Below are 26,904 nucleotides of genomic sequence, written 5' to 3'. Positions count from 1 at the left end.
GGCGGATCAGATCAGTTCTTGTGGTCCGTGGTCAGCCGGCGCGCGGGGTTCCCGTGGCGAGTGCGGTGGTCACGGGGTGAGACGGTGAAGTGAACAGCCGTGCGGTGGGCCCCGACTCGACCGCATGTCCCTCGGACATCACGACCAGGTTGTCCGTGCGGTCGGCGACGAGGCGCAGATCGTGGCTGACCAGCACCAGGGACAGCCCCCGTCGGTCGCGAAGCTCGGCCAGCAGGTCCATCACGTCGAGGGCGGTGTCCGCGTCGAGGGCTGAGGTGACCTCGTCGCAGATCAGCACGTCGGGGTCGGTTGCCAGAGCGCGGGCTATGGCGACGCGTTGGCGCTGGCCGCCGGACAGTTCGTGGGGGTAGCGGTCGGCGAAGGCGGCGGGCAGGCCGACCTGGTCCAGGAGTTCCAGGACGCGGTCGGGGACCTCGGCCCGCCCGGTACGGCGATGCAGCAGGAGCGGTCGGCGCAGGGTGGCCCCGACGGTGCGGCTGGGGTTGAGGGTGCCCAGCGGATCCTGCGGCACGAGTTGGAGGCGGCGGCGCTGCTCGCGGGAGCGGCCGTGCGCAGTGGGGGCGAGACAGGTGCCGTCCAGGCTGACGGTGCCCGCGGTGGGGCGGTGCAGGCCCACGAGGGTGCGCAGCAGCGTTGTCTTGCCCGAGCCGGAGGCGCCGACGACGCCGAGGCTGGTTCCGGCGGCGAGGGTGAGGTCGATGGCGTGCAGTACGGGGACGCGGCGGCCGCGGTGGAGGTGGGCGGCGTGCAGGCCGGACGCGGTAAGGGTGGAAGGGCCGTTGTGCTGTGTGGGTGCGGGCTCGCCCGGGACGGGTGATGGGCGGGCAGCCGCCCGGAGACGTGGGCCGGTCAGGTCAACGACGTCGTCGGCGAGGCGGGTGATCAGGTCGGGGTCGTGGCAGGACAGGCCGATCGCTATGCGGTGGCTCTCGGCGAGGTGGCGCAGGAGGTCGGCGATCTCGTCGCGCAGCGCCGGGTCGAGTCCTGCGGTGGGTTCGTCGAGGAGGAGGACGGCGGGTCGGCGGGCCAGGGCGCGGGCGAGTGCCACTCGCCGCTGCTGGCCGCCCGACAGGCCGCCGATGCGGCGGTCGGGCAGGCCGTTGTCGGTGGGCAGCCGGACTTCGGCGAGCTGCGCCCGGATTGTCTCGGGGCTTGCGTCGACGGCGACTTCGGCGAGCAGGCGGCGTACCTTCATGCGTGGGTTGAGGGCGGAGCCCGGATCCTGGCCGACGTAGGCGAGGCGGTGCCGGCGCAGGGTGCGCAGGGCGGGAGCGGGCAGGGCCAGGGGGTCCTGACCGAGGACAGTGACGCTTCCTGCGGTGCGCTCGGTGCCCGGGGGCAGGGTGCCGGTCACGGCTCGCAGCAGTGTGGTCTTGCCGCAGCCGGAGGGGCCGACGACGGCGGTGATGCGGCCGGGCGCCAGCTCCAGGTCGGCCCCGTCCAGCAGGAGGCGGCCGTTCGGAGCAGTGATGGTGAGCCCCGAGATTCGTACAGTGTTCGCCCCGTCTGTCGCTTGGGTGTCGGAGTACCAGTCGGGCATGTGGTTCACAGCGCGGGCACCGCCTTCCGGCCGGTTGTGGGGACGAGGGCGGCGGCCGCCAGGTTGACGGTCATGGCGAGCAGGCCGATGGCGATGCTGGGGGCGAGGACGGCCCACGGATTGAGGACGATGCCGCCGGAGTTCTCCCGGATCATCAACGCCCAGTCCGCGGCGGGTGGTTGGGGGCCGACTTGGAGGAAGCCCGCGGTGGCGACGAGGTAGACGGCGGCGACGAAGCGCAGCCCGAACAGCGCGAGCAGGGTGGCCCGCAGGTTGGGCAGCACCTCCCGGACCACGAGGTACCACAGGCGTTCGCCGCCGACAGTCGCTGCCTCGACGTATCCGGAGGCCGCCACGGGCGCGGCGGCGCCGGCGACCAGGCGCACCGCGTACGGGACGCCCAGGACGACGGACGCGGTGACGACGGCGAGTCGTCCGCCGTCCGGCCAGGACAGGGTGACCAGGAGGATGCCGAGCACCGCGGGCAGCAGCATCAGTACATCTGCGGTGCGTTCGACGATGCGTCCGATGGCCGGGCGCAGGGCGCTGACGGCGCCGAGCACGGCGGCCAGCGCCGTGACGAGGACGGCGACGAGCAGGGACGTGATGACGAGTTCGCGTCCTCCGGCGAGCACACGGCTGAGTACATCCCGGCCCAACTGGTCGCCGCCCAGCAGCGCGTCGCCGCCGGGTTCTGCGTATGGGGCGGTGACCGGGGCGTCGATGGCGTGCGGAGCGAGCCAGGGTCCGGCCAGGGCGAGCACGGTGAGCAGCAGGGCGGGCAGCACGCGCAGGGCGACGCGGCGGCGGGCGTGGCGCGCAACTGGTTCCGGTTTTACGACGGTCGTGGTCATGTCCGGCCTCCCGAGGCCCAGGAGCGTACGAGGTCGGCGAGCATCAGCACCCCGGTGATGACGGCTCCCGTGACGGCGACGACACCTGCGATGACCGGGCTGTCCCTGTCGGCGACCGCACTGGCGAGGACTGAGCCGATGCCGGGGTAGTTGAAGATGGTCTCCACCACGACGGCGCCGCCCAGCAGCATGCCGGTGGAGGTGGCGATGCCGGCCGCGATGGTGGGCAGGGCGCCGGGCAGCAGGTGGTGGGTGAGGATCCGGTGCCGGGGGAGTCCGTCGAGGACGGCGGTCTCGATGTGCGGGGCCTTGGCCTCGTCGGCGAGGGCGGCCCGCACGATGCGTGTGTTCCAGCCGATCTGGGGGATGGCCAGGGCGAGGACGGGCAGGACGAGCATCCGCCAGGAGGCGGGCGAGCCGTCGGCGTCGGTCAGGGTGACGGCGGGCAGCCAGTCCGTCCACAGCGCGAAGACGAGGACGAGGGCGACGGCGACGACGAACTCGGGCAGCGCGAGGATGCCGGTGGCGCTCGCCGACACAGCCCGGTCCAGTGGGCCACCCGGCTTGGCCGCCGCCCAGCAGCCGAGCGCGATCGAGGCGACGAGGGTCACGAGGAGCGCGAGCCCGCCGAGCAGCAGCGTGTTGGGAAAGGGGCGGGAGAGCAGGTCGGCGACTGGTTCCCCGCGGGCGGAGGTGCCGAGGTCGCCGGTGGGCAGGCCGGTCATCCAGTCCCAGAACCGTTCCGCCACCGGCCGGTCCAGACCCAGCAGATGGCGTCGCTGGGCGAGATCCGCCGCGCTCTCGCCGCGCTCGGAGGTGGCACGCGCCGCGTCACCCGGAAGCAGCTCGACGGCGGCGAAGACGACGGCGAGCAGCACGGCAAGCAGCAGCATCCGGCGTGCGAGTACACCGACCGCGTACGCCGCCGTACGCATCACAGCCCGAACCGGCCGCGGCACCAAGGCCGCGGCCGGTTCGCCCCGGGTCAGCGAGCCAGCCATGCAGTCTCAAGCTGGACGCGCCCGTAGCCGGGCAGGGTCGGCAGATTGCGCACGGCCGCCCCCGCGAGGTCAATGCCGTCGGCCATGCCCCACAGCAGGTAGCCGGACTCGTCGTACTCGATCTGCTGGAGCTCGTGCAGCACCTTCGCACGCGCTGCCGCGTCCTTGGTTCCCATCGCCTTCTTGTACGCGGCGTCGAACTCCTTGTTCTTCCAGCCGGCCTCGTTCTGCCCGGAATCGGACACCATGGTCTTGCTGGCGAAGAACACCACGGAGTCGTTGGTGCCCCAATAGGTGATGTACAGGTCGCCCTTGAGCCAGGTCTTCTCCCAGAACGTGGCCGACTCCTGCTTGACCACCTTCACCTTGATCCCGGCCTCGCGGACCTGGGAGGCGAAGAGCGTGGCTGACTCTGCGAGACCGGCGATGTCCTCGGTGGTCAGCAGCTTGTACGTCTTCGATGTGTCGAAGCCAGCTTCCTTCAGCAGTTGCTTGGCCTTTGCCAGGTCGCGCCCCCGCTGCGGGATGTCCTTGGCGTAGGCGGGGTCGCCGGTGCCGAGGATGTCGTTGGCGACGGTGCCGTAGTCGGACAGCACCTGCTTGACCATGGCCTCGCGGTCCACGGCCAGGCGCAGCGCCTCGCGCACCTTCGCGTCCGCGAACGGCCCGTCGGTGGTGCGCATGACGATCGGCATCGCCATGTCGTTGGGGCGGCGCACGACCTGGATGCCCTCGCGCTTCTCAGCCGTACGGGCCGCCACCGCACCGACGTTGGAAGCGACGTCGATCTGCCCGGCGAGCAGCGCGTTGGCCATCGCCTGGGGGCTCTCGAAGATCTTCACCTCGATGGCGTCGAGGTACACCTCCCCGCCGTACCAGTCCTCGTTGCGGACCAGCCGGGCGTTGCCGGAGCGGAACCAGTCCAGCTTGAACGGGCCGGTGCCCGGCGCTTTGCCGAGGTCCTTCTCCGCCGTGTCCTTCTTCAGCACGAACGTCGTCAGGCGCGTCAGCTGCGGCAGTTCGGCGTTGGCGTACTCGGAGACCAGGACCACGGTGTCGTCGCCCTCGGCCTTGATGTTCTCCGGCTTGATGCCCGGCAGACGGGACGCGCCGGAAGGGGTGTTGCGCAGCCGCTTCAACGACCATACGACGTCGTCGGCGGTGACCGGCGTGCCGTCGTGGAACTTCGCACCCTTTGCGAGGGTGAAGCGCCAGGTCTTCAGGTCGTCCGACGCCTCCCAGCTCGCGGCGAGGCGGGGAACGGTGTTCGGCTTGGTGCCGGGGACGGTGAGGGTGTCGTGGACCAGCGAGATGACCAGGTAGTCACTCTCGTTGGCCTGGGTGCCGTGCGGGTCACGGGTGATGGCCGAGGCGCGGCCCAGCGCACCGACCCGGAGGGTGCCACCGCGCCGCGGCTTCTCGCTCGCCTTCGCGGGTGACTTGGCCGAGGTCTCGTCCCCGCCGCCGCAGGCGGCCAGCAGCGCGGCCGCACTCATCCCACCGCCGGCCCACAGCACTTGACGCCTGTTCACGTTCACGTACGACCTCGTTCCAGTCACATGGGACAGATTGCTTAGGTGTGCCTACCCTAAGAAATCCCCTGAGCGCAAGGCATGCATGGGCTCTTCCCCTTGATCTGTCGGAGCGTCAATCGGCGCACAGGCGCGCGCATCGGCGCACGTGAGGCCGGTAGCCCGCAGTAGAAGCACTGAGTTCTAGTTAGGGTTGCCTTACCTAAGTGTGGCTGATACGTTTCCGCAGCGATCGCACAGCCGACCCACAGGAATCTCACAGGCCGGCGTTCCGAGCTCCACCTGCACCCCGCACCCACATCCGAAAGGGATGTCTGCGCCATGCCCACGGGAGCCGCACCCGTACGGCAGCTCACTGCGAACTCCGTCGACGAGCTGACCGACATCGCCCACAAGATCCTCGCCGAGTTCGGCAGTTCGGCCGCACGGCCCGAGCTGCTCCGCCGGGTGGCGACCGCCGCCACCCGCCTCGATGAAACACTTCTCCAAGCCTGTCGCCCGGTCGACACGGACGACGGCCTCTACATCCTGCGCGGCCTGCCCGTCGAAGACGACGGAATCGGCCCCACGCCCGGCAGTTGGGCCACCGCGGGAGACCGCGCCGCCGCCTGGGACGTGATCCTCCTGCTGCTCGCCACGGCCATGGGCCACCCGATCGCCTGGGAAGGCCAGCAGGAAGGGCGCTTCGTGCACAACATCGTGCCCTCGCCCGGCCGCGAGGCCGAACAGACCGGCGCGAGCAGCACCGTGCTGCTCAGCCCGCACACCGAGGACGCCTTCCACCCCGGCCGCGCCCACCTGCTGCTGCTCGCCTGCATGCGCAACCACGACGCCGTCGCCACCACCGCCGCCGGCATCCCCAAGGTCCGCCTCAGCCCGGAGGACATCGCCCTGCTGTCCCGGCCGGTGCTGCCGATCCTCCCCGACGACGCCTACGCCGAAGCACAGTCCTTCACAGGCGAGGAGCCGCCGAAGGTCCCCGCCCTGTGGCAGACCGAGAACGGCCTGACGCTGCGCTACGACCCCGCCTACACCCCGCTCGACGAGGCTCCCGCCGACTACCGCGCCGCCTACGACCGGCTGACCGCCGAACTGGAACGCGTGTCGGTCGCCGTCTCCCTGGAGCCCGGTGACGTCCTGGTCGTCGACAACGACCTGGTCGTGCACGGCCGGGTGCCGTTCAAGGCCCGCTACGACGGCACCGACCGCTGGCTCAAGCGCGCCTCCGTCCGCGTCCCCGGCCGGCGCAGCCGCCCCCTGGCCGAGGCGGACGAACACGGCTACGGGCAGTCCGCGCTCGTGGCCCTCGTCTGACCCCCCGTCAGCATCCCCTCAATCCCGAAGGGAAAGCCGTGACCGGCACTTCCGCACGCACGGACAACGCCCCGACCGACATAGCCGCAGACGACAAGACCCTGCGCATCCTCAGCACCAGCGACATAGCCGGCATCGAGATATCGCTCAAGGACGTGGTCGGCGTCGTCGAGCAGGCGTACCGCACCCTGGCGGACGGCAGGTCGGCCAACCCGCGCAAGCTCACCGTCAAGCCCGAGGACGGCCACTCCGTCTCGTATGCCATGCTCGGCCGCGACGGGGTCCGCGAAGTCGTCGCGATCAAGACGTCGTACAAGCACGGACTGGACAAGTCCCGCGACGAGCAGCACTACTACACGGCCCTCACCATCTACGACGACACCACCGGACTGCCGGTCGCGATGCTGGACTGCGGCCGCATCGGCTCGCTGCGCACCCCGGCCGTCTCGGCACTGCTGGCCCGGGAGTGCGCGGCACCCGACAGCCGCGGCGCCCTCGTCATCGGCACCGGAACCCAGGGCCGGCTGGCCCTGCCCTTCCTGCTCACCACCCTGCCCCAGCTGGAACGCCTCATGGTCTACGGCACCCACCCCGACGGGCTCACCGCTGTCCGGGAGCAGCTCCGTCACTACTTCCCGGACCGGGAGGTGGAGGTCGTCGACGACGTACGCGCCGCCGCGGCCGACGCCGACGTAGTGGTCGCCACCGCCGGACAGCACACGCCCGCCTCCGTCGAGGCCGCCGACCTGAAGCCCGGCGCCGTATCGATCCTGGTCGGCCACGGCATCGCCCCCTCGACCCTGCACCAGGCGGACCGGGTGATCGCGACCAGCGAGGCGCAGATGAAGGTCACCGGCACCGACATGGCCGACCCGGACGGCAACTTCCCGCCCGTGGACGCGGAGTTCCCCGAGGTCCTTGCGGGCCGGGCCGAGGGCTGGCGCGCGGGGGACCAGCGGATCTTCGCCTACAACAGTGGCCTGGTCGTCACCGACATCGCGCTCGGCCACCGATTCGCGCAGCTCGCCATCGAGCAGGGGCTGGGAACGCGGGTGTCGCTGTGGCAGTGACCAACCCGACGGCCGCGCCCCCACTGCCGGCCCACCCGGATCCATGGCTCGACGCGATCCTGGCAGGCCCGCTGCCGCACGAGCTGTCGTACGCGCTCGGCGGCCCCTTCCATCTGCTGCTGCCCGACCGCTTCGACGCCAACGCCGCCGCCTTCACAGCCGTCCTCGACGAGTTCGGCGTCGAGGGACGCGTGTACTACGCGAAGAAGGCGAACAAGGCCGCCGCATGGATCGAGCGGTGCGCCCTGTCCGGGACGGGCGTCGACGTCGCCAGCGCCGGCGAGCTCCAGGACGCTCTGGGGCACGGGGTGCGCGGCGAGCACATCGTGGTCACCGGGCCCGCCAAGGCGGACGCCCTGCTGCGCGTCGCCGTGCTGCAGAGCTGCCTGATCGCCGTGGACGCCCTCGACGAACTGGACCGGGTCAGCGCGGTGGCACGGTCCGTCGGCCGCCCGGCGCGCGTGCTCCTGCGGCGGCTTCCGCCCATCCAGCCCCACAGCCGCTTCGGGCTGGACGACGGCGAGTTGGAGACGGCTCTCGTACGGTGCCGGGACGCCGGACTCACGATGGAGGGCTTCTCCTTCCACCTCTCCGCCTACGACCCGCTGATGCGTGCCGAACTCGCCGCCGAACTGGTCGACCTGTGCCTCAAGGCGAGGACGCTGGGCCTGCGCGCCGACCGGATCAGTATCGGCGGCGGGTTCGCCGTCGACTACACGGACGCCGAGCACTGGGAACGCTTCCAGCGCGACCAGCGCCCCGAGCACTATCACGCGGGCAAGTCCTTCGTCCCGGCCGACTTCTACCCGTACCACTCGCCGGTGGCGGGCCCCGACGCCCTGCGCGCGGTCCTCGCCGCGGACGGTCTCGCCGGGCAGCTGCGGGAGGCGGGCGTGCAGCTGCTCCTCGAACCCGGCCGGGCGCTGCTGGACCGGGCCGGCTGCACGGTCTTCCGCGTCCAGGGCGTCAAGGACCGGCCCGGGTACGGCATCGTCACCGTGGACGGCAGCAGCCTCAGCCTGTCCGAGCAGTGGTTCAACAGCGAGTACCTGCCGGATCCGGTGCTGCTGCCCGCCCAGGCACCCCAGGGTGAGCCGTACGCCGCCTGCGTCGGCGGTGCCACCTGCCTCGACTCCGACATGATCACCTGGCGCAAGGTGCGGTTCCCCACCCGCCCGGCCCCCGGTGACCTGCTGGTCTACCCCAACACCGCCGGCTACCAGATGGACTCCAACGAGTCCCCCTTCCACGAGCTTCCGCTCCCCCCGAAGGCCGTCCTCGACACCGCCGGCGGTACGACCCGCTGGCGGCTCGACCGCCATCCACTCGCCTGACTCTCTCCCCTCAAACACAGGAGCCATCCGATGGACAAGGCGCTCCCGCGCCCCGCCGTGGTCGGCAGCGTCTCCGACCTCATCGGCCACACCCCGCTCTTCGAGCTGTGCCGCACCGACACCGGCAGCCGACTGCTCCTCAAACTCGAGCAGTTCAACCCGACCGGCACCGCGAAGATCCGCATGGCCCGGCAGATGATCCTCGACGCCGAGGAACGTGGCCTGCTGCGCCCAGGCGGCCGGATCGTCGAGTCCACCTCCGGCAACACCGGCCTCGGCCTGGCCGTGATCGCCGCCGAGCGCGGCTACACCTTCACCGCCGTCGTCGACCACCACGCCGCCGCCGACAAACTCCGCGGCATGAAGGCGCTCGGCGCCGAACTCATCTACGTCGCCTCGGAGGGCGACGAGGAGCTGGCCACGGCCGCCCGCGAGGAGTTCGCCGAGAAGCTGGCGGCCGACAGCGACAACGCCTACTTCACCGAGCAGCACAACAACCCGGCCAACGGCGACGGTTACCGGCCCGTGGCACATGAACTCAACTCCGCCCTGGACGGCCGTATCGACATCCTGATAGGCGCTGTGGGAACCGGCGGCGGGCTCTTCGGAACCGGCGGGGAACTGCACAAGACCGTGCCGGGGGTGCGGATCGTCGGGGTCGAACCGAAGGGGTCGATCGCCTTCGGGCCCCCCGCCCACGACTACTACCAGTCCGGCACGGGCACCCCCGAGGGCGCCACCATCGGCGCCATGGTCGACTACGACCTGCTGGACGAGGGCGCCAAGGTCGGCGACATCGAGGCGTTCGCCACCGCGCGCGTGCTGGCCCGCCGTATCGGCCTGCTCATCGGCGGCTCCGCGGGCGGCGTGGTGTACGAGGCACTGACCCGGATGACCTCGCTCGCGCCCGGTACGACTATGGTCGCGCTGGTCAACGACGGTGGCGAGAAGTACATGGACACCGTCTTCAACGACGACTGGATGAACGCCCGAAACCTCATCGATCCCCACATTGAACGCGAGGTCGACGAGTTGCTGACCAAACTCCGCGAGAACTGACACCGATGCCGACACCACTCACCACACTGCTCCGGGACAGTCGCGCCCTGGCGACCTTGGCCGTACCGCTCGTCCTGACTCAACTCGCTCAAGTCGCCCTCACTACCACCGACACGGTGATGATGGGCCTGATGAGCGCCGAGGCACTGGCCGGCGGCGGCCTGGCGATGGTCATCTTCAACCAGCTGCGCACCATGGGCGTCGGCCTCGTCACCGCCGTCGGCAACCAGGTGTCCGCCGCCTCCGCCCGCGCCGACGAAGACGAGGATCTCACCGAGGCGGCGCAGGAGGAGGTCCGGGACGTGGTCCGTGCCGCACTGGCCCTGGCCACCCTGGCCGGTGTCGTCGGCGCCCTCGTCATCCTGCTGATCGGCCGGGCCGTCGCCTACCTCGGCCAGGACCCGGACGTCGTCGACACCGCCTGGCCGCTGCTGCTCACGCTCGCACCCGGACTGATCCCTTGTCTCTGGTTCCAGGCGATACGTCAGTTCACCGTGGGCATGCGCCGGCCGCAGGCCCTGCTCCAGATCACCATCGCCTCGGTGGCCGTCAACGTGGCACTCAACTGGGGTCTGATCCACGGCACTTGGATCCTGCCGGAGCTTGGCCTGCCGGGCATCGGCCTCGCCACGACACTGGTGTACGCCCTCACTTGCGTGGCCCTGTACGCCTCGGCCCGCCGCGACCCCCGGCTCGCCCCGCTGCTGGACATCCGGATCTGGAAAGCGCGTCCGGTCACCCTGCGCCGGCTGACCGGCCTGGGCGTGCCGATCGCCGCCACCTACGGCTCCGAGGCGGGCTTCTTCTCCGTCGTCGCCCTGCTGATCGGCACCTTCGGCAGCGCCGCGCTGGCCGCGCACACCGCCGTCAACCAACTGATCTACATCGTCTTCCAGATCGCGGTCGGCCTGTCGCACGCGGCGTCCCTCAACGTCAGCCGCGAACTCGCCCTGAACCGGATCGACGCGGCCCGGCGCATAAAGAACACGGCGCTGGCGTGCGCGGCGGCCGTGATGGCCGTGGTCGGCGTCGTCTACCTCATCGTCCCCGGCCTGGTGCTGCGCCCGTTCCTCGACCCGTCGGCCGCCGGCGGGCACAGCGCCACCGATATCGCCACGAACCTGTTGCTGGTCGCGGCCGTCCTGCAGTTCTTCGACTGCACCCAGAACATCGGCGTCGGCCTGCTGCGCGGCCTGGACGACACCAAGAGCGGCTTCCGCATCACCCTGGTCGGCTACTGGCTGATCGGCCTGCCCGCCGCCTGGCTCTTCGGCCACCTCGCCGGCCTGGAGACCATCGGCGTCTGGGTCGGCCTCCTCACCGGCCTCGCCGCCACCGCCCTGCTCCTGCTGCGCCGCTACCACCAGGCCCTGTCCCTGCGGGCGGCCGCGCAACCGGCCGTCGCCTGACAACTCGCGGCTTACTGACGCTGCGGGCGGCCCGCCTGCGGCCCGACGCACACCCTGGACGGCGCGCTCGCCCAGAGCGCGCCCGAGTCGGCCGATGGACGGGGGCCCGCCACGAAGTGGCGCGAGCTCCTCTCCAGCAAGTGGTTACGGCGGGCTGCTTCCGATCGATGCATGTGAGGTTGCGTCAATGTAGAGATGCAACGGTTGAGTTCGAGTGCGAGGTTACGGATTCTCATGCGTTGATTGAGCACGCCAGGCGCTACTACACCGCCTCTGCTCTTGATCCCGAAGGGAAAGAGGTGCAGAACGTTGCGGTTGAGCTCATCATGGCTTGTGGTTTCAAAGGCATGCGTGCGATACCTGGGCACGGAGATGTGAATGTGCCCGGGGTTGAGATACGTGATTGCGCAGTGGGTATCGACCCCCAGGCTCAGTGGCGCTAAGTCCTGTCAACCGAACGCCCCTGGTGACACCACGAGTTGGATGGGCGGAGGGGGGGCTGGCGTGGTCCTGGACAGGTGACGGTTCCACCCGGCGGCGCTCAGCAGTGCGGGGTGGCGGGGGCACTGAAGGGTGGCCTTCGCGCGACAGCGGCTTCCTCGTCTGGGAGGAAGTCTGACCTGCGAGTACCGGGGCGGCCGCAGCCGGGACGATCACGGTTTCGGTCAAGTCCATAAGAAGTGGGTCATATCCTGTTCAGGCCAGCGAGCAGGCGCACGAAGTCCGGTTTGCGCCTTTGGTTCGTCCCGGCGGGACCGGTATCTACAAGAGCATGCCGCGATCACGCCCGTCGCCCGACGCTCACCCGTGCATGCGCCGTGCCGGTCAGCCATGGCGAAAACGCCAATGATGGTCCGCGGGCGGGGCGACCCGCTTCCGGCCCGGCAGGCCGTCATCCTGGCGGGTGGACGAGGAAGCCGACTCCTACCGCTGACCTCCGAGCGGCCCAAGGCGATGGTGCAGGTCCACGGGGTGCCGATCCTGCGCCATCAGCTCGACTGGCTCGCTCGTTGTGGAATCGAACGCGTCGTGGTCTCCGCGGGACACCTGGCCGCGGTGATCGTCTCGTACCTCGGCTCCCGTGCGTCGCCGCCACGGACCGAGACCGTCGTGGAGACACGGCCACTGGGGCGTGGCGGCGGGCTACGCCGGGCCGCGCGGGCCCTGCCGTATCCGGGCGAGCCGTGGTTCGCCGTCTACGGGGACATCTGGACGTGTTTTTGCCTGTGCGGGATGCGCGCTCATCACCTGCGCGGTGGGGCCGCGGCGACCATGGCGCTCGCCGGTCCCGGCCTACCCGGCAGAGTGGTCGCCTACGACGAGCTCAGCCGGGTGACGGACCTCGCCCCGACCGCTCCGGGGCCGGAACGGGTGAACGCCGGTGTGTACTTGTTTGCCTGGCGGGTCGTCTCCCTTCTCCCTGAGGAGGGAGACCACGCCGACAGCACACTGCCCCATCTGGTCGGTGCCCGCCAGATGGCCGGTTACGCGATCGACGCACCCTGGCAGGCGGTGAACACCCCGGCGGACTTAAGCAGGCTGGAACGCGATCTGGCCACATGGCAGGCCATCGTCAGGCTGGGGCCTGGCCACCTCTCAGGAGAGACCACCCCTGGTGAATGCACTGCGTGATGGAGCGATGTCTCCATCGCCTGACGAAAGGAACGGAAGGCGAGCGCGTGCTGCTTCTGCCGCACGGGGCGAGGGGGGCACCGCACCCACAGGTGCCCTCGGCACGCGACCAGGTGTCAATCGCACGCAGGCCGCCCTCTCGTTCGATTGGCCGGTTGGTGATAGGGCGAAGGCGAGAAATCAATGGGGGAGTACCGGACATCGGCGACCTCGGAGCTGCGGCAACCGGCGGGCTCGCATCGGCGGCGCAGGTCGTGACCGCTCCCGCACCACCCAGGGGAGGCCCCAACCGATGTGTACGTGGTGAGCGACGGGGATCCGTCGGGCGGCGTACCGATGCAGAGGTCGCATCATCCAGGGACATGGCATGGCTACGCGTTCCCGGTGGCGTCCGGGGCGGGGCGCCGGGTCTGCCGGGCGCTGTCGTCTACAGCGTCGCCGGGGTGGCGCCGTAGCGGGCATGGGCGTGGTGGAGGTAGGGCGTGATCTGGGCTTTGGCCGCTTCGGGTTCATTGGTCAGGGCCATGAGGATCTCCGGTGCCAGGGCAACAGGTTGATGCATCTGCTCGTACAAGTCGACGGCGGTTTGCTGGAACCGTTTGCTGATCAGTTCGGGATCGATGAAGTAGGGCGTCTGGATGCCGTAGGCGACGCTGGTGTCGATCTCGTGGTCGACCCAGTCCTGGATGGACTGGGTGAGTGTGCGGCGTTGGAGGGGGGCCCGCTCGGGGGTCAGGTGGTCCAGGATCCCTGCCGCCGGGGCCGGGCCGAGGATCACCTGGGCGAGATGCGCGGCGATGACTGGGGCGCTGTGGAAGCCGTCGCGGAAGGTGCCGGTGGCGAACACCGCTCCGCAGGACGGCGCCCGGCCGATCAGGGGCAGTCCGTCCAGCGTGACCGGGCGGCGCCCGAACAGCCAGCTTCGTACGTGGGAGTAGGCCAGGCGGCGGTCGAACAGTTCGTAGGCGTTCTTGAGCAGGCTGGCGCAGACCCCGATGCGTGGGCCGGCGATGGGATGGAACGACACGATGTTGGTGGCGCCCACGTACTCTCGCCCCTGCCCGTCCAGCGGAACGAGGTGCACTCCGCAGGCGCCTGCCTGGTTGGGAGTGCGCACCACCGAGTCGAAGCCGGGGAATCGTTCGCGTTGGGTTTCCACGGCCAACCCGGCCCCGTGCAGCATGGGCGGGACCAGCCCTGGTGGCAGCTGTTCGATGAACTGCTGGGTCTGGCTTCCTGCGGCCAGCACCACGGTTCCGGCCGCCATCACCTCCCCGTCGTGCAGCTGTACCCCCGTCACCTGGTCGTTGCTCATCTCCAAGCGGCGAGCCTGCTGCGGTACCAGGTCGACACCGTGCCGGCGCAGCGCACGCTCCAACGCGGCCAGCACCTGGCGTGCGTCCAACGCTCCTTCCCGAGGCAGGTGCAGGATCTGGCGGGGCCGGGCGTGTACGTCCGGGCACAACCCGGCGATGTCGGCGGCATCGGCGTCCTGGTGCGGTTCGGCGTGGGCCTGGACGGCGGCGCGAATGGCCTCGAAATTGGCGATGACCTGGTCGGGCGCTTTGGAGCTCAGGACGACGTACGTCCCATCAGGCTGCTGCTTGCCGAGTTCAGGCATGTCCGCGGCCTCGCGCAGCCGGGCCAGCCAGTCGGGCCAGGCATCCAGGGCTTGCTTGGCGATCTGGAACTTGGCCTGCGCCGCCGGGTGATCGAAGGTGCGCTGGGTGACCTCGCCGAAACAGTTCAGCATCGCTCCGGCAGCTGCCGACGCGGCCCCTGGTCTGTCGGGCGGTCCGATGACCGCAACCGTAGTTCCCTGACCTCGTTGCACGACCTCCCAGGCGACGGCCAGTCCAATGATCCCGTTCCCCACGATCACCACGTCGGCGCTCGGCACGCGAACCTCCTCATAGCGTCACAAACAGTCACGTACACAGATTCGACAGCATGCCCTACGGTGTGCGAAACCGAGCATGAATCGCAGGTGGGGGCCGCAAATGCCACTCGAAGCGCGTGACGGGCTTCAGGACCGAGCTGGCCCGCACGCCGCCGACCACGTCGCCGACCGGACGTGCGGGCGAGACCGGCCACTCACGCCGGTCTGCTCACGCCTCCCGGCACCGATGGCCCCGGCCGCCGCCATCTCGACACCCGTCGGCTCCCCGTGTTCGACGCCCCCGGTCCACCATGTTCGGGGCATCACCTGCAATTCATCTCGTTTCACTGGTGGAGAGGCAGTATTTTCAACCCTGCGCCATTCCGGACAGGTGCGCCGCGCGAGCCCTGAGCGCTCCCACGTTGACTCCCCCTGGCGACACGCTTACGCCCCTCGGGGCTAGGGCAGCGGATTCAGCGGATTCATCGGGCTAGCGTGATGATCATGACGGTCTGGGAGATGCGGTTGGCCACGCAGGCGGACGTCGAAAGGATGGCTGCACTCCGCGCTTTGGTGATGCGAGAAGACTTCGAAAGGGTCGGGCGCTACGACGAGCAGCAACTGCGACAGAGGGTGCGAGACCGGTTTACTCCAGGCCATTGCTGGGTGATCGAGGTCGCGGACGCATTCGCGGGCTGCGTGTCGCTGCGGCCGGACCGCGCTGTCTACTGGCTGGAGCATTTCCTTGTGGTCCCGCCCCTGCAGGGCCGCGGAATCGGGTCGGCGGTGCTTCATGATCTGCTGGAGCGCTGCGACCATGAAGGAATTGCCGTCTGGCTGTATGTACTGCAAGGCAGTCCAGCCCGGCGCTTGTATGAGCGACACGGTTTCACACTTGAACCAGAGGATCCGCCCGAGCCCGACTCTTTGCTCATAACACGTCAACCAGCCTGAGAGCCTGCTAAATGGCTTTGTTCATGGGAACGGGCTCTGGCCCCAAAAGAGGATGCTGCCTGCGATCTTGGCTGGCGGACACCTGCGGTTGTTCTCGGCATGGCTGGCGTGGTGGGCGGGGAAGGAATCTCCGCATGCGGACGGTGAACGGGAGTAGGAGCGGCGGCCTTCCTGTATGGCGCTCGTACACCGGGGCGCGCCCGTCCAGGCCCTGCTCGATGAGCCAGTCACGCGTGCGTGCGAGGTCGCGCTCCTACACGCGTTCCAGGAAGCGGAGCGCGGCGAGCTCGTCAAGCGGTCTCAGCGAGGCCAGATGAGTTCCAGGTCCCAGGCGCTGCGGCGCTGGGCGGAGCGGATGGCGGTGCCGCGGCGGTGGCGGGCGGGAAGGGGGTCTGGGTCTGGTTGGAGGGTTGGGGGAGTGGTGGGGTCTGGGACGGGGTGCCGGGGTCGGTCAGGGCGGGGACCCGGGTGATGAATTCGGGGTCGGTCAGGGGAAGTTCCAGGTCGACGTCGACGGTCTGTTCCAGGTCCAGGGCGGTTCCGATGCGTACGGAAGCGTCGGCGACGACGGCGAGCAGGTGCCGGGCCCGGTCCGCGTCCGTGTATGCCCGGTGCCGGTCGGTGACTGGGAGCGTGGGTCTGGGGGCGCGGCCGAAATCCGTGGGAAGTCGATGACGCGTTGTGGGCAGTGACCGAGCCGCCGTTGCCCATGGTGAGCGTATGACTTCACCGCAGATCAGCGAGAGCCACTGACGGGTTGTGGGAAGCACTCGACGGGGTTGAGGTAGGAGAGCGCCTCGAGCGGCTGATCGGTGAAGAAGCGGGCCATCAGGTCAGCAAGGTCCGTATCGCGTTCGATCTGGACCAGGTGGTCGGCATCCTTGATCGTGGTGAACCGCGCCCGGAGCCCCTGTGCGACTCGCCGCCCTACGGGAGGTGGGGTGATGGTGTCGTGTTCGCCGGTGAACACGAGGACGGGAGCGGTGACGGCCGGCTCGGGCAGGCTCCACGGGTGGGACAGGAGACGCTCGTGATGGGTGATGTCCATGGCGAGTTCACGCTCGGTGAGCTGGGCGAACCTCTGCCCCATGAGGCGTGCTACAGCAGCCCGTCGCCGCACCAGTCCGTGGTCGGGCGGGGCCATGAACTGCTCGACCATGTCCCGGGCCAAGTCGTCGAGCAGGCCCTCGTCCACCATGCGGCGCCAGCGTTTGGCGGAGGCGGTGTATTCGGGGGAGATCTCTACGGCGGTTCCTCCCAGCATCAGACGCGCGATCCGGTGCGGGTGCCGTTGTGCGTACCGCAGGGCGATGGAGGCTCCGAAGCAGGCGCCGAACACGTTGACCGGTCCGAGCGCGAGCGTGTCGACGGCATGGCGGACGGTGTCGGCGAGGAAGTCCATGCCGTGCTCGACGGGGAGGGGGTCGGCGTCCCCGTAGCCGGGCAGTTCCAGGGTCAGCATGCTGGTGTGCGACAGGATCTGCCGCTCGTACCGCAGCCAGGAGTGCCGGTCTTGCGAGGAGCCGCCAAGGACGACTAGGGGCTCGGTGGCCGCGTTACCCGCAGTGGCTGTGCGGGCCACGAAGCGGAATCCGCGGTAGTCCAGCTCGTGATCCGTCGCTTGAATGCAGGTGCTCAGAGACATTCCGTCTCTATAGCATCGGCCGGTTGGCCGATGAGGGTGTTTTCCGGCGGGTTCATCCGTGCGAGTGTCACGCCGTGCTCCCTTGGGCGAGGGGAGACGTTCCGTGCCGTCTGTGCAGGTCGACCTGTTCATACTCGGGGCATGCGGATGCTGCTGGTGACATGGGGCTCGACGGGGGACGTGGCCCCGTACGTGGGGCTGGGGGTGCGGCTGAGGGCCGCGGGGCAGGAGGTGGTGGTCGCCACTTCGGAGCGCCACGCACCCAGGTTCCGCCTCCACGACCTGCCGGTGCACGTCCTCCCGCTGGCCCGGCAGGAAGAGTCCGCGCTGGCCGCGGACCGGTTCGACCGACGGCAGAGCCCCAGCCGGATCCGGCGCAGGATGCGCAATGCCCAGGACATTGCTCAAGTGATCGCCCGCGGCGTTCTCGACGCGGTCGGGCAGGGCGCGGACGTGATCCTCGCCCATCCTCTGGCCCATCCCTTGTGTGCCGTGATCGCAGAGGGAACGGGCCTGCCCTGCGTCGGCATCTACACGGCCGCACCAGGGATGCTCCTGCCCCGGCTGAGTGCAACTCCTGTGATGGCCCGCCACGGTTACCGTCTCGCTGAAACCCTGGCGCGAGCGGCCATGAGTCCCCTGTACGCTCCGGCTCTTACCTGGATCAACCAGGAACTGGGGACGCGGCGGAGAAGGGCCGGGACTCTCGGCGAGGTCCTGCGCGGTCAACGTGTCCTGTACGGGTACAGCGGCGCCCTGTTGCCGAAGGATTCCCCTCTGTCCGACGGTCACGCGTGCGTGGGGTACTGGTGGCCGGCGCGGGACCCTGGCTGGCGCCCCGACGAGCGCCTGGTTGATTTCCTCGCCGCGGGGCCGGCTCCCGTGTACTTCGGGTTCGGCAGTGTCTCTCCGGGCGACGCGGAGCGGTTGGGCACCATCATCAAGGACGTCGTCCGCAGGCTTGGCGTACGCGCGGTGGTACAGGCCGGCTGGCAAGGCCTTGATGTCTCCGCGGATGACGTCCTGACGATCGGCGAGTGCCCTCACGACTGGCTCTTCCCCCGCATGACCGCCCTGGTACACCACGCCGGCCCCGGGACTGTGGGTGCCGGTCTGAAGGCCGGGGTCCCCACCGTGCCTGTGCCCCTCTCCCTCGACCAGCCCTTCTGGGCCCGCCGTATGACGGCCCTGGGCCTGGCCCCCACCTTCCTCGCCGCACGCCGGCTGACGGTACGGAAGCTGGCCGACGCCCTGCACACAACACTGCACGACCGGCAGTACCGTGACCGGTGTGCCGAGCTCTCAAAGATCATCGGCAGCGAAGACGGAGCGGCAACCGTCTTGAGCTCGCTCTTGACTCCTGAGTACCAAACTCCTTCCTGCATCTCCTGACGAAATGGCCTTCGCGTCCGCCGGGCCGCAGTGCGAACACGCACTCCGCGTGCGGATGATCTGCGGGCCCGGCTGCGGGCGACCCGGTTCGCTCCGGACCTGGACAACGAGGACGAGAAGTACGGCCTGTCGACCGCCTACCTTCGCCCGCTGGCGGAGTACTGGGCGGACGGCTTCGACTGGCGAGCCGCGGAGAAGCGGCTCAACACCGACTTCACCCACCACCGCCTCGACATCGGTGGCACGCCGGTGCACTTCATGCGTGAGCCGGGCAGAGGGCCGGCGCCGGTGCCGCTGATCCTGATCCACGGCTGGCCGTGGACGTTCCTGGACTGGAGCCGGACGACGGGCCCGCTCACCGATCCAGCCGCCCACGGCGGTGACCCGGCGGACGCGTTCGACGTGATCGTCCCGTCGCTGCCCGGCTTCGGGTTCTCCACCCCGCTGACCAACGGGCGCGAGAACCACGTGTCCATGGCAGACCGCTTCCACACCCTCATGACCGAGGTCCTGGGCCATGACCGGTATGCGGTCTGCGGTTCCGACTACGGCGCCCAGGTCGCCGCCCAGCTCGCCCACCGCTACCCCGAGCAGGTCATCGGGGTCCATCTGGGCATGCCCTCCGAGCTGCCGGCGTTCCAGGGCGACCGCTACTGGGACTCCACCGGCGGTCGGCAGGCCCCCGAGGACGCCTCGCCCGAACTGCGCGCCGATTGCAAGTGGTACGACGAGACGCTCGTCTCGCGCGTGGCCACTCCGCTCACGGGGCGCTCAGGAGAAGTCCGCGGCGGTGATGCCGTCGGGGTGTCCGGGCGGCCACTCCACCAACTCGATCCGGTAGCCATCCGGGTCGGTGAGCCACGACGTCTTCGGGCCGCGAGGGCCGCCGGGGTACTGGACAGGTCCCGGCTCCAGGCCGGCGGCGGTCAGCCGCTCCAGAGTGGCGGCCAGTGTGTCCACCTGGATCGCGAGGTGGTCGAAACCGCTGCCCACGTCGACGCGTCCGCCGACGGGACGGTGGACCAGTTCGAGCGAGGCCGCCGGTTCGCCGGGGAACTTGAGGGTCACGAGGTGACTCCCGTCGCCGCCGTCGACCCTGCCCAGCTCGACGTAGCCCAAGGCGGTGTAGAAAGCGAGCGAGCGGTTCAGGTCGGTGACGCGGTAGGCGACGAAGAGCGTTTTCATGCGGTCTCCTCGGGGCGGCGTACCCGGTAGCGGAGGTGCGTGACGTCTCGGTCCTCGAGCCGCCGGACGAGGTCGAGTTCGATGTGATCATCACCGAGGTGGTCGAACAGCCGCCTGCCGTCCCCGAGGAGGACCTGAACCAGGTGGATCTCCATCTCGTCGATGTGCCCGGCTCGCAGGAGCGCTTGGGCCGCGCCTGCCCCGTGGACCATGACCGGCCTGTCCCCGGCAGCCGCGCGAGCCTGTCGGGCGCAGTCCTCGACGTCGGTGACAAATCGCGCGTGGCCGGGTGGCACGTCCCCGTCGTCCACATGGTGGGTGAGGACGAAGATCGGCACACCGTCGTGATGGTCGCCCTGCCAACGCCCGGCGAGTTCGAAGGTCCGACGGCCGGAGATTACCGCGCCGGTCGCCAGCGCCTCGCGATAGACCTGTCCGCTGGGACCGTCGGATTCCCGGTCGTCGAGCCAGTTGAAAAGACGTCCACCGGCACGGCCGAGCTCCTGGCCCGGTCGATCGTCCGGACCGGCGACGTAGCCGTCGAGCGACATCGACATGTACAGCCGAATCGGATTGCTCATTCTGGCCTCCATCTCCCCTCCATGATGTGGGGATGCTCCGCGTCCCGCCCCGTAAGGGCGGGAAGGTCACAGTGGAAGACTTGAGGCAGCAGGCAAACTCATCGACCTGACGAGGCGAAAGTCAAGAGCAGTCAATCGGTTGAGGTGGTTCAGGCTGCGTGAGCCTCGGAGGGTTCGACGAGCCGACCGCGCTCGAGGAGGGCGCCAGCCCGCACCAGGGAACCCCAGGTGGGGTGCGTCCCTCCGGAGTCGTTGCAGTACAGCCTCGCTCCATCCGTGCTCGGCACGGGCGGGAGAGCGACATCCACGCCGTGGCCGCAGCCCGCGGCCACGTGCCCTACCCGGTGGCCAAGCTAGCTAAAGGGAGGACCAAGGGGCGGCGGCGTCCAGGGTGCAGGTGCCGCCGCCCGTGGGAAGTGGCTCAGTCGGCCTGGTGGTCGGCCTGCTTGGGCAGGCAGAACATCAGGGCCCACATCAGGGCGAGGAGGCCGCCGGCCCACCACAGCACGGTGACGAACGCGTGGCGGTTGACCGCGCCGTCGGGAGAGCCGCCGGTGATGGCGAAGAACACCACGGCGGTGAGCGCGGTGCCCAGCGCGATGCCCAGGTGAATGGCGGTGTTGAACAGGCCCGAAGCCGAGCCGGCGGCCTCGTGCGGGACCTTGGCCAGCGATAGGTCGGCGAGCGGGCCGGAGACCATGCCAAGGCCGAAGCCGATCAGCACCACCGGAGCGGTCATCGCCAGCAGGGTCAGGTCGGCCTGGTGGCTGCCGATCTGGAGCCCGTAGGTGACCATCGCAGCGGTCGCGATGAGGGCTCCGGTCTGCGGCAGACGGCGGGCGAAACGTCCGGCGGTCTTCGCCGCGATGGTCGCGCCGCCCAGTTCTCCCACGGAGAGCAGCACGAAGGCTACGGCCGCCTCAAGCGGGCTCAGGCCCAGTCCGCGCTGCAGGTACAGCGTCCAGGTCATGAAGAACAGGCCGCACAGCAGGCCGTGCAGCAGGTCTGCGGCCATGCCCCCGGTGAACTGCCTGACCCGGAAGAGGGACAGGGGCACCAGCGGGGCGTTGTCCTGCCTGCGCCGCTGGTGGCGCAGGAAGACACCGAGGACAAGGAGGCCGGCGGCGAGCATGACGAAGCACCACAGCGGCCATCCGTGGGCGTGGCCCTCGGTGAGCGGGAAGAGGATCAGGACGATGGCCAGGCCGGACAGCAGCATGCCGGCCAGGTCGAGCCGGTCGGCCTTGCGGACGGTCGATTCGGGGATGAATGTGCGTCCGATGAGGAGTACGGCCAGCCCGACGGGCACGTTGACCAGGAAGATCGGCCGCCAGGACAGCCCGAACAGGTCGGCCTGGGTGAGCACGCCGCCCAGGACCGGGCCCAGGACGTTGGCGATGGCCAGGACGGCCCCGTACAGGCCGAATGCCTTGCTGCGGTTCTGGCCTTCGAAGGTGACGTGCATGGTCGCCAGGACCTGCGGGATCATCACGGCCACGCCGACGCCCTGGAGCAGGCGGGCGCCGATCAGTACGCCTGGGCCGGTGGCCAGTCCGCACAGCAGTGAGGCGGCGGTGAACACGACGGTGCCGATGAGCAGGATTCTGCGGCGGCCGTAGATGTCACCGAGCCGTCCGCCGGTGATCAGCCCGACGGCGACGGGCAGGGAGTAGGCGGTGGTCAGCCACTGCACCGCGACCGGTCCGGCGCCGGTCGACTCCTGAATCGCGGGCAGGGCGGTCAGGACGACCGACTGGTCGAGCATGTTCATCAGCTCGGCGGTCAGCAGTACCAGGAGAACGATCCAGGCCCCCATGGCCATCTTCGAGGGGCCAGGAGATGGGCGGGTCGGGGTCTGGGTGGTGGTGTGCTCTGGCTCGTTGCCGAGCGCGGAGGAAGACAAAGCGGGAGCTCCTGATCCAAAGGAATCGGGGAGCCCTGCCGACAGCCGCACCGGTACCGGAGAACACGAAACCCGGGGCAGACGACAGAGCTGCACCCGGGAAGGAAAACTGCGGGGATGGGTGACGCAACTCAGGCCAGCGCGACGTCCGCCCCCGGACACGTGCGACACAACAGCACGCGGGGAACACGGACGACTACATGGCCTGGTTGATAAGACGTCACCCCAAGATCGACACAGAAGGAACAGGAAGTCCGATCACTGCCACCGAAACCTCGGCGCAGGAACTCGAACACACTACAACACCCCCACGCCACGCCACGCAGCAGAACGGACCCGCCCCCTGCTCGGCCGCGACGCTCAGCCTCCCCTGTCAGAAACGGTCCTTTGTCCGAGCCCGGCAGGCTACGCGCAGCGGGGTGTCGTCGCAGCTCAGAGCGCCTGAGGTACCGGTCGTGTGTCAGTGGTCCGTGGCAGACTCGAAACCATGATGCCCCGGTCGAGATTCACACCGCTCCCGAATGAACAGTGGGAGTGCATGGAGCCCCTTCTGCCGCCGGCCGAGAGCCGTACGGGGCGAGCGGTCGGGGGCCTCGACGTGACCGTGGGCGGGCGTTGAGATGGCCGATTTCAAGGATGAACTGTCGCCGGAGCTCATCGGGCGTCTCGCGGGTGACCTTGCGGGTGCCTCGGCCTCGTTCGACCGGATGGCGTTCGAGCAGCTCGCGGGCACCGGTATCGGTGAGCTGGAGCTGAAGGCCCGTATCGACTGGATCGCCCGTGCTCTCGCGGCGACGATGCCGACGTTCCCCGAGGAAGCCGGCCGGGTGGTCCGTGGCGCCCTCGACAGCGGGGGTCTTACGGGGTGGGCTTCCATGCCCGTCAACGCCTACGTCGCCTCTGCGATGCTGGGCCGGCCCGATGTCGCGCTGCCGCTGCTGGCCGCGCTCACTTCCCGCTACACCGCCGAGTTCGCTATCCGCCCGTTCGTCGAAGCCCACTACGAGGTCACGATGGACCAGCTCAGGGCGTGGACCACCGACCCGGACGAACACGTTCGGCGGCTCGTCTCGGAGGGCACGCGCCCGCGGCTGCCCTGGGCGTCACAGCTCTCGCGGTTCGTCGCCGACCCCGCTCCCGCGCTGGCGCTCCTGGAGCTTCTCGTCAACGACGAGTCCCTCTACGTGCGCCGTTCCGTGGCGAACCACCTCAACGACATCAGCAAGGACCACCCCGACCTCGTCCTCGTCACCGCCCGGCGATGGCTTGGCGGCAGCACGCAGGGCGATTTCGTCGTACGTCACGGCCTGCGGACACTCGTCAAGCGAGGACACCCAGAGGCTCTCGCGGTTCTCGGGTTCGATCACCATGCTCCGATCGAGATCACGGACCTCGCCTGCTCGCCCTCCACCGTCTCCATCGGGGAAGCGACCACCATCACCTTCACGCTGCACGCCACCGACGCGACGAGAGCGGCGATCGACTACATAGTCCACTACCAAGGGGTTCGCGGCCCCAAGGCGGGCAAGGTGTTCAAGCTGACCACCCGGGACCTCCCCGCGGGCCAGGCGGTCGGCTTCTCACGCCGGCACCGGTTCGCGTGCCTCTCGGTCCGCACGATCCACCCCGGCCCGCACCGCATCGAGGTCCAGGCCAACGGACGCGTCCTCGGCGCGACCGAGGTCCACGTCACCGCCGCCGAAACATCGCAAGGCCCAGCCTGAGCCTGCTGAACGATGGTGTTGCGGGAGACACCGAGGAGCTTCGCGATCGAGGTGACGCTGTTCTCCGGGCGGGCGAGCAAGTCGCGGGTGTGACGCCGCGGAACTCACCGCGCTCGCCGACCACCTCACTGCCCACGGCCTGGTGATGGAGATGCTCGCCGGGCCATTGCCCGGGATGTACGACGCGAGCTGGCCGGGCCGTCTGCTGTTCGTGTTCTTCGCGGCGATGGCGGAGACCGGGCGGGAGAACATCCGGGAGTCGACCCTCGAAGGGCTCGACACGGCGGCCCGCAAGGGCAAGCGTGGCGGTCGGCCGCCCGTCATCAGCGAGGACATGCTGCGCACCGTGCTACGGCGCCGAGCGAACGGCGAGTTGGTCGACAGATCCAGCCCGACCTGATCATCCCCACCGGCAAGCGCCAGGGCCCGGCTCCCAGCGTCGCCCGCGTCTACCGCGCGCTCGCCGAGCACGAGAAGAGGGAGGCGTACCCCTAAGCCGTCGAGGCGGCGCCCGCCGACTTCGCGGACCTCCGGGACGCCGACGACATCCCGCACCCGCACCCCCGGCGAACCCAGCAGCGCGCCGAGGGCCACGAGGCGAGGTCAGCGATGAGGATGTCGCTCGTCTGTCCCCGCTGAAGTTCAAGAACCTCAACGCCTTGGGTCGCTCTAGCTTCACCCCCTCCGCCCTGCCCCAGGGCCTGCGCCCGCTGCGAGCCCCGAACGCTCCCGGGCTCGACGAGGACGACGACGGGGACGAGTGGACAACCTCGGAAGCCGGATCGGCCCCGGCGCTGTCCCACGGGGGAGCTAGGCAGGGGCGGGCAGGGGGGGCGGAGATATTGCGTTGCACGGGCAGGGGGGAGTCTCTTACCTTTGTCCAGTTCTGCCGGTGCCCGTTCCGGGGCCCGGCGCTGTGTTTTGAGGTGATGGCATATCTCCCAGGCCGTGTAGCCGCTCGTTCTGAGGCGCTCTTTCCAGATGTCCGCGATCGCGGACATCTGACGTGTGCCTCGACGGCGGTGCTCCCGATGGCCTGGGCTGATAGCACCCTCCTTTCCTCTGTCGCGCAGTAGGCGCACAGGGCATGCCTGGGCCTGCCCTGTCCCCATTTCTCCGTACGCGACAAGGATTTCCCTCGTGTCAACCGACACCCATACCCACGGTCAACCACGCCCCACCGGGGCCGGCCGGGCCGCCACGATCACTCTGGTCGTGATCTTGATCGCCGAGCTGATGAACGCGCTCGACGGTTCCATCGTCCACACCGCACTGCCGTCCATCCAGGCGGACACCGGGGCGACGAGCGCCGCGGTGCAGTGGATTCCCGCCGCCTACACCCTCACCTTCGCCCTCGCCCTGATCACCGGCGGACGCTTGGGCGACCTCTTCGGGCGCAAGCGGGTCTTCGTCGCCGGTACCGTCCTGTTCACGGTGGCGTCGCTGCTGTGCGGGATCGCGACCGGCCCGGACTTCCTGGTCGCCGCCCGGGCCCTGCAGGGCGCCGGAGCGGCGGTGATGGTGCCGCAGGTCATGGCCACCATCGCGGTCACCTTCCAGGGGGAGTCGCAGGCCAAGGCGTTCGGCATGTACGGCATGATCATGTCGCTCGGCGGCGTCCTCGGCCCCGTCCTGGGTGCGGTCCTGACCTCCGCGGACATCGCCGGTCTGGGCTGGCGGGCGATCTTCCTGATCAACCTGCCCATCGGGCTCGCCACCGTGCTCTTCGCCCTCCGGTTCATCCCGGAGTCCCGCGACCGGCAGGCCAGGCGCCTGGACCCGCTGGGCATGCTGCTCTCCGCTGCGGGTCTGCTGCTGATCGCCTACCCGCTCACCGTGGGCGGCGAGAAGCACTGGCCTGCCTGGAGCTTCGCCATGATCGCGGTTGGTCTGGTCGTGCTGGCCGTGTTCGTGGCCCAGCAGAAGGCCAAGACCGCCAAGGACGGCTCCGCGCTGGTCGCGCTGTCCCTCTTCAAGAGCAACGCGTTCGCCGGCGGGCTTGCCGCGCAACTGGTCTTCGGGCTGGTCTCCGGGGTGTTCCTGCTGACGTGGGTGCTGTTCATGCAGTCCGGCCTCGGCCTGACTCCAGGGCAGTTCGCCCCGGCGTCCGTCGCCATCTCCATCGGCGGCATGGCCGGCGCGATGCTCGCCTCGAAGTGGGCGGGGCGCCACATGCGCCGGGTGCCGCAGTCCGGGGCAGTCCTGATCGCCCTCACGCTGGTGGGCTACCAGCTGCTGGTCTCCGCCCAGCAGACCGCGACGCCGTTCGTGGCCGCCGTCACGCCGATGATCCTGGTCGGCGCCGGGTTCGGCATGGTCGGCGCGGGACTCGCCGGACTCACCCTCAGCCAGGTCGGCCACGAGGACGCAGGGTCCGCGGCGGGACTGTTCAACACCGCCATGCAGCTCGGCACCGCGCTCGGGATCGCCATGGCGTCGGTGGTGTTCTTCCAGTACGCCCCAGCAGGCAGCCACGGCGCCACCGTGACCCACGCCTTCGCGGGAAGCGTCTGGTACGTCATCGCCGCTCTCGCGGTGATGTGGGCGCTGATGTTCCGGCTCCCCAAGCCCGCCAAGAACGCCTGACCCACGGCCGGCGGCCCGCCCCTCACCGGGCGGGCGCCGGCCCCTTCCCCCCCTTTTTCCTTGGCTGGCGTATTCCGCCGCAGTCGACGTGAGGTGATGACCTATCGCCCAGGCCCGGTAACCGTCCTCGTTCCTGGCACGGACAGCACCCTCGCGGTGCCATACCGCCCTGCCCGAAACGACGGCGCCCCACACCGGCCGGGCCCCGTACCCCCTTCTTCTGCCTGTGTGCAGTCGGCGTACGAGACGGCCCTGGCCTGCCCGTACCCCCCACCTCACAGGAACAGGA

The 26,904-nt window shown here is 69.6% G+C and carries 20 protein-coding genes and 1 pseudogene; 12 read left to right on the top strand and 9 right to left on the bottom strand.

All coding sequences use genetic code 11. The features are described from left to right. Nucleotides 1-31: 31 nt before the first annotated feature. Genes ACWGI2_RS40110 through ACWGI2_RS40095 form a run of 4 tightly spaced genes read right to left on the bottom strand, consistent with a single transcriptional unit; the run spans nt 32 to nt 4,954 of the window. On the bottom strand, nt 32-1,570 hold the full coding sequence (locus ACWGI2_RS40110; RefSeq protein WP_453700910.1) for an ABC transporter ATP-binding protein: 1,539 nt from the start codon (nt 1,568-1,570) through the stop codon (nt 32-34). Then, nucleotides 1,567-2,415, bottom strand: coding sequence for an ABC transporter permease (locus ACWGI2_RS40105; RefSeq protein ID WP_453398232.1), 849 nt, complete (start codon nt 2,413-2,415; stop codon nt 1,567-1,569). The genes ACWGI2_RS40110 and ACWGI2_RS40105 overlap by 4 nt, the downstream gene beginning before the upstream one ends. After that, the gene (locus ACWGI2_RS40100) at nt 2,412-3,416 is read right to left on the bottom strand and encodes an ABC transporter permease (protein ID WP_453700909.1); all 1,005 of its coding nucleotides are present in this window, start codon (nt 3,414-3,416) and stop codon (nt 2,412-2,414) included. The genes ACWGI2_RS40105 and ACWGI2_RS40100 overlap by 4 nt, the downstream gene beginning before the upstream one ends. After that, nucleotides 3,401-4,954, bottom strand: a complete 1,554-nt coding sequence (locus ACWGI2_RS40095) for an ABC transporter substrate-binding protein (RefSeq protein WP_453700908.1) — start codon at nt 4,952-4,954, stop codon at nt 3,401-3,403. Before ACWGI2_RS40095 ends, ACWGI2_RS40100 begins: the two co-directional genes overlap by 16 nt. A 315-nt stretch (nt 4,955-5,269) precedes the next feature. Between ACWGI2_RS40095 and ACWGI2_RS40090 the strand changes: the two genes are divergently transcribed. The 6 genes from ACWGI2_RS40090 to ACWGI2_RS40065 all read left to right on the top strand — a co-directional run bounded on the left by ACWGI2_RS40090 (nt 5,270) and on the right by ACWGI2_RS40065 (nt 12,766). After that, nucleotides 5,270-6,262 (top strand): TauD/TfdA family dioxygenase, encoded by a 993-nt coding sequence (locus ACWGI2_RS40090; RefSeq protein WP_453700907.1) that lies wholly within the window; start codon nt 5,270-5,272, stop codon nt 6,260-6,262. A 38-nt stretch (nt 6,263-6,300) separates the two neighbouring features. Then, nucleotides 6,301-7,332: an ornithine cyclodeaminase family protein gene (locus tag ACWGI2_RS40085; protein ID WP_453700906.1), complete on the top strand. Its 1,032-nt coding sequence runs from the start codon at nt 6,301-6,303 to the stop codon at nt 7,330-7,332. Further along, on the top strand, nt 7,323-8,666 hold the full coding sequence (locus ACWGI2_RS40080) for an alanine racemase (RefSeq protein ID WP_453700905.1): 1,344 nt from the start codon (nt 7,323-7,325) through the stop codon (nt 8,664-8,666). The genes ACWGI2_RS40085 and ACWGI2_RS40080 overlap by 10 nt, the downstream gene beginning before the upstream one ends. Nucleotides 8,667-8,696: 30 nt before the next feature. Then, nucleotides 8,697-9,725 carry a cysteine synthase family protein gene (locus tag ACWGI2_RS40075; protein WP_453700904.1) on the top strand — a complete coding sequence of 343 codons (1,029 nt, stop codon included), beginning with the start codon at nt 8,697-8,699 and terminating at the stop codon, nt 9,723-9,725. Nucleotides 9,726-9,730: 5 nt separating this feature from the next. Beyond that, complete coding sequence (locus ACWGI2_RS40070) at nt 9,731-11,134, top strand: MATE family efflux transporter (RefSeq protein WP_453700903.1); 1,404 nt, start codon at nt 9,731-9,733, stop codon at nt 11,132-11,134. 831 nt (nt 11,135-11,965) lie between these two features. Further along, nucleotides 11,966-12,766, top strand: coding sequence for a nucleotidyltransferase family protein (locus ACWGI2_RS40065; protein WP_453700901.1), 801 nt, complete (start codon nt 11,966-11,968; stop codon nt 12,764-12,766). Between the two features lie 427 nt (nt 12,767-13,193). Here the strand turns inward: ACWGI2_RS40065 and ACWGI2_RS40060 are convergent, their stop codons facing one another. Next, nucleotides 13,194-14,666, bottom strand: coding sequence for an NAD(P)/FAD-dependent oxidoreductase (locus ACWGI2_RS40060; protein WP_453700899.1), 1,473 nt, complete (start codon nt 14,664-14,666; stop codon nt 13,194-13,196). A gap of 483 nt (nt 14,667-15,149) precedes the next feature. Between ACWGI2_RS40060 and ACWGI2_RS40055 the strand changes: the two genes are divergently transcribed. Beyond that, complete coding sequence (locus ACWGI2_RS40055) at nt 15,150-15,599, top strand: GNAT family N-acetyltransferase (protein WP_453700897.1); 450 nt, start codon at nt 15,150-15,152, stop codon at nt 15,597-15,599. A gap of 736 nt (nt 15,600-16,335) precedes the next feature. Here the strand turns inward: ACWGI2_RS40055 and ACWGI2_RS40050 are convergent. Next, on the bottom strand, nt 16,336-17,244 hold the full coding sequence (locus ACWGI2_RS40050) for an alpha/beta fold hydrolase (protein WP_453700896.1): 909 nt from the start codon (nt 17,242-17,244) through the stop codon (nt 16,336-16,338). Nucleotides 17,245-17,385: 141 nt separating this feature from the next. On the opposite strand from ACWGI2_RS40050, the gene ACWGI2_RS40045 reads away from it, so the two are divergent. Then, nucleotides 17,386-18,636: a glycosyltransferase gene (locus tag ACWGI2_RS40045; protein ID WP_453700894.1), complete on the top strand. Its 1,251-nt coding sequence runs from the start codon at nt 17,386-17,388 to the stop codon at nt 18,634-18,636. A 30-nt stretch (nt 18,637-18,666) separates the two neighbouring features. Further along, nucleotides 18,667-19,245 (top strand): annotated as a pseudogene (locus ACWGI2_RS40040) (epoxide hydrolase family protein); the annotation flags it as partial. 162 nt (nt 19,246-19,407) lie between these two features. Here ACWGI2_RS40040 and ACWGI2_RS40035 read toward each other — a convergent pair. The 3 genes from ACWGI2_RS40035 to ACWGI2_RS40025 all read right to left on the bottom strand — a co-directional run bounded on the left by ACWGI2_RS40035 (nt 19,408) and on the right by ACWGI2_RS40025 (nt 22,305). Continuing rightward, complete coding sequence (locus ACWGI2_RS40035; protein WP_453700930.1) at nt 19,408-19,821, bottom strand: VOC family protein; 414 nt, start codon at nt 19,819-19,821, stop codon at nt 19,408-19,410. After that, on the bottom strand, nt 19,818-20,402 hold the full coding sequence (locus tag ACWGI2_RS40030) for a dihydrofolate reductase family protein (RefSeq protein WP_453700893.1): 585 nt from the start codon (nt 20,400-20,402) through the stop codon (nt 19,818-19,820). Before ACWGI2_RS40030 ends, ACWGI2_RS40035 begins: the two co-directional genes overlap by 4 nt. Before the next feature lie 421 nt (nt 20,403-20,823). Beyond that, nucleotides 20,824-22,305 carry an MFS transporter gene (locus ACWGI2_RS40025; RefSeq protein WP_453700891.1) on the bottom strand — a complete coding sequence of 494 codons (1,482 nt, stop codon included), beginning with the start codon at nt 22,303-22,305 and terminating at the stop codon, nt 20,824-20,826. 620 nt (nt 22,306-22,925) lie between these two features. On the opposite strand from ACWGI2_RS40025, the gene ACWGI2_RS40020 reads away from it, so the two are divergent. From ACWGI2_RS40020 to ACWGI2_RS40010, 3 genes are all read left to right on the top strand, one after another. Further along, a complete protein-coding gene (locus ACWGI2_RS40020; RefSeq protein WP_453700890.1) occupies nt 22,926-24,029 on the top strand; it encodes a DNA alkylation repair protein in 1,104 nt (367 codons plus the stop codon). Between the two features lie 145 nt (nt 24,030-24,174). Beyond that, nucleotides 24,175-24,429, top strand: a complete 255-nt coding sequence (locus ACWGI2_RS40015; protein ID WP_453700889.1) for a recombinase family protein — start codon at nt 24,175-24,177, stop codon at nt 24,427-24,429. A 740-nt stretch (nt 24,430-25,169) separates the two neighbouring features. Beyond that, nucleotides 25,170-26,615 carry an MFS transporter gene (locus ACWGI2_RS40010; protein WP_453700887.1) on the top strand — a complete coding sequence of 482 codons (1,446 nt, stop codon included), beginning with the start codon at nt 25,170-25,172 and terminating at the stop codon, nt 26,613-26,615. The last annotated feature ends 289 nt before the right edge of the window (nt 26,616-26,904 follow it).

The organism is Streptomyces sp. NPDC054866 (assembly GCF_053610745.1).
Note: the sequence above shows the minus strand (reverse complement) of the source record. Positions and strands in the feature narration are given on the sequence as shown.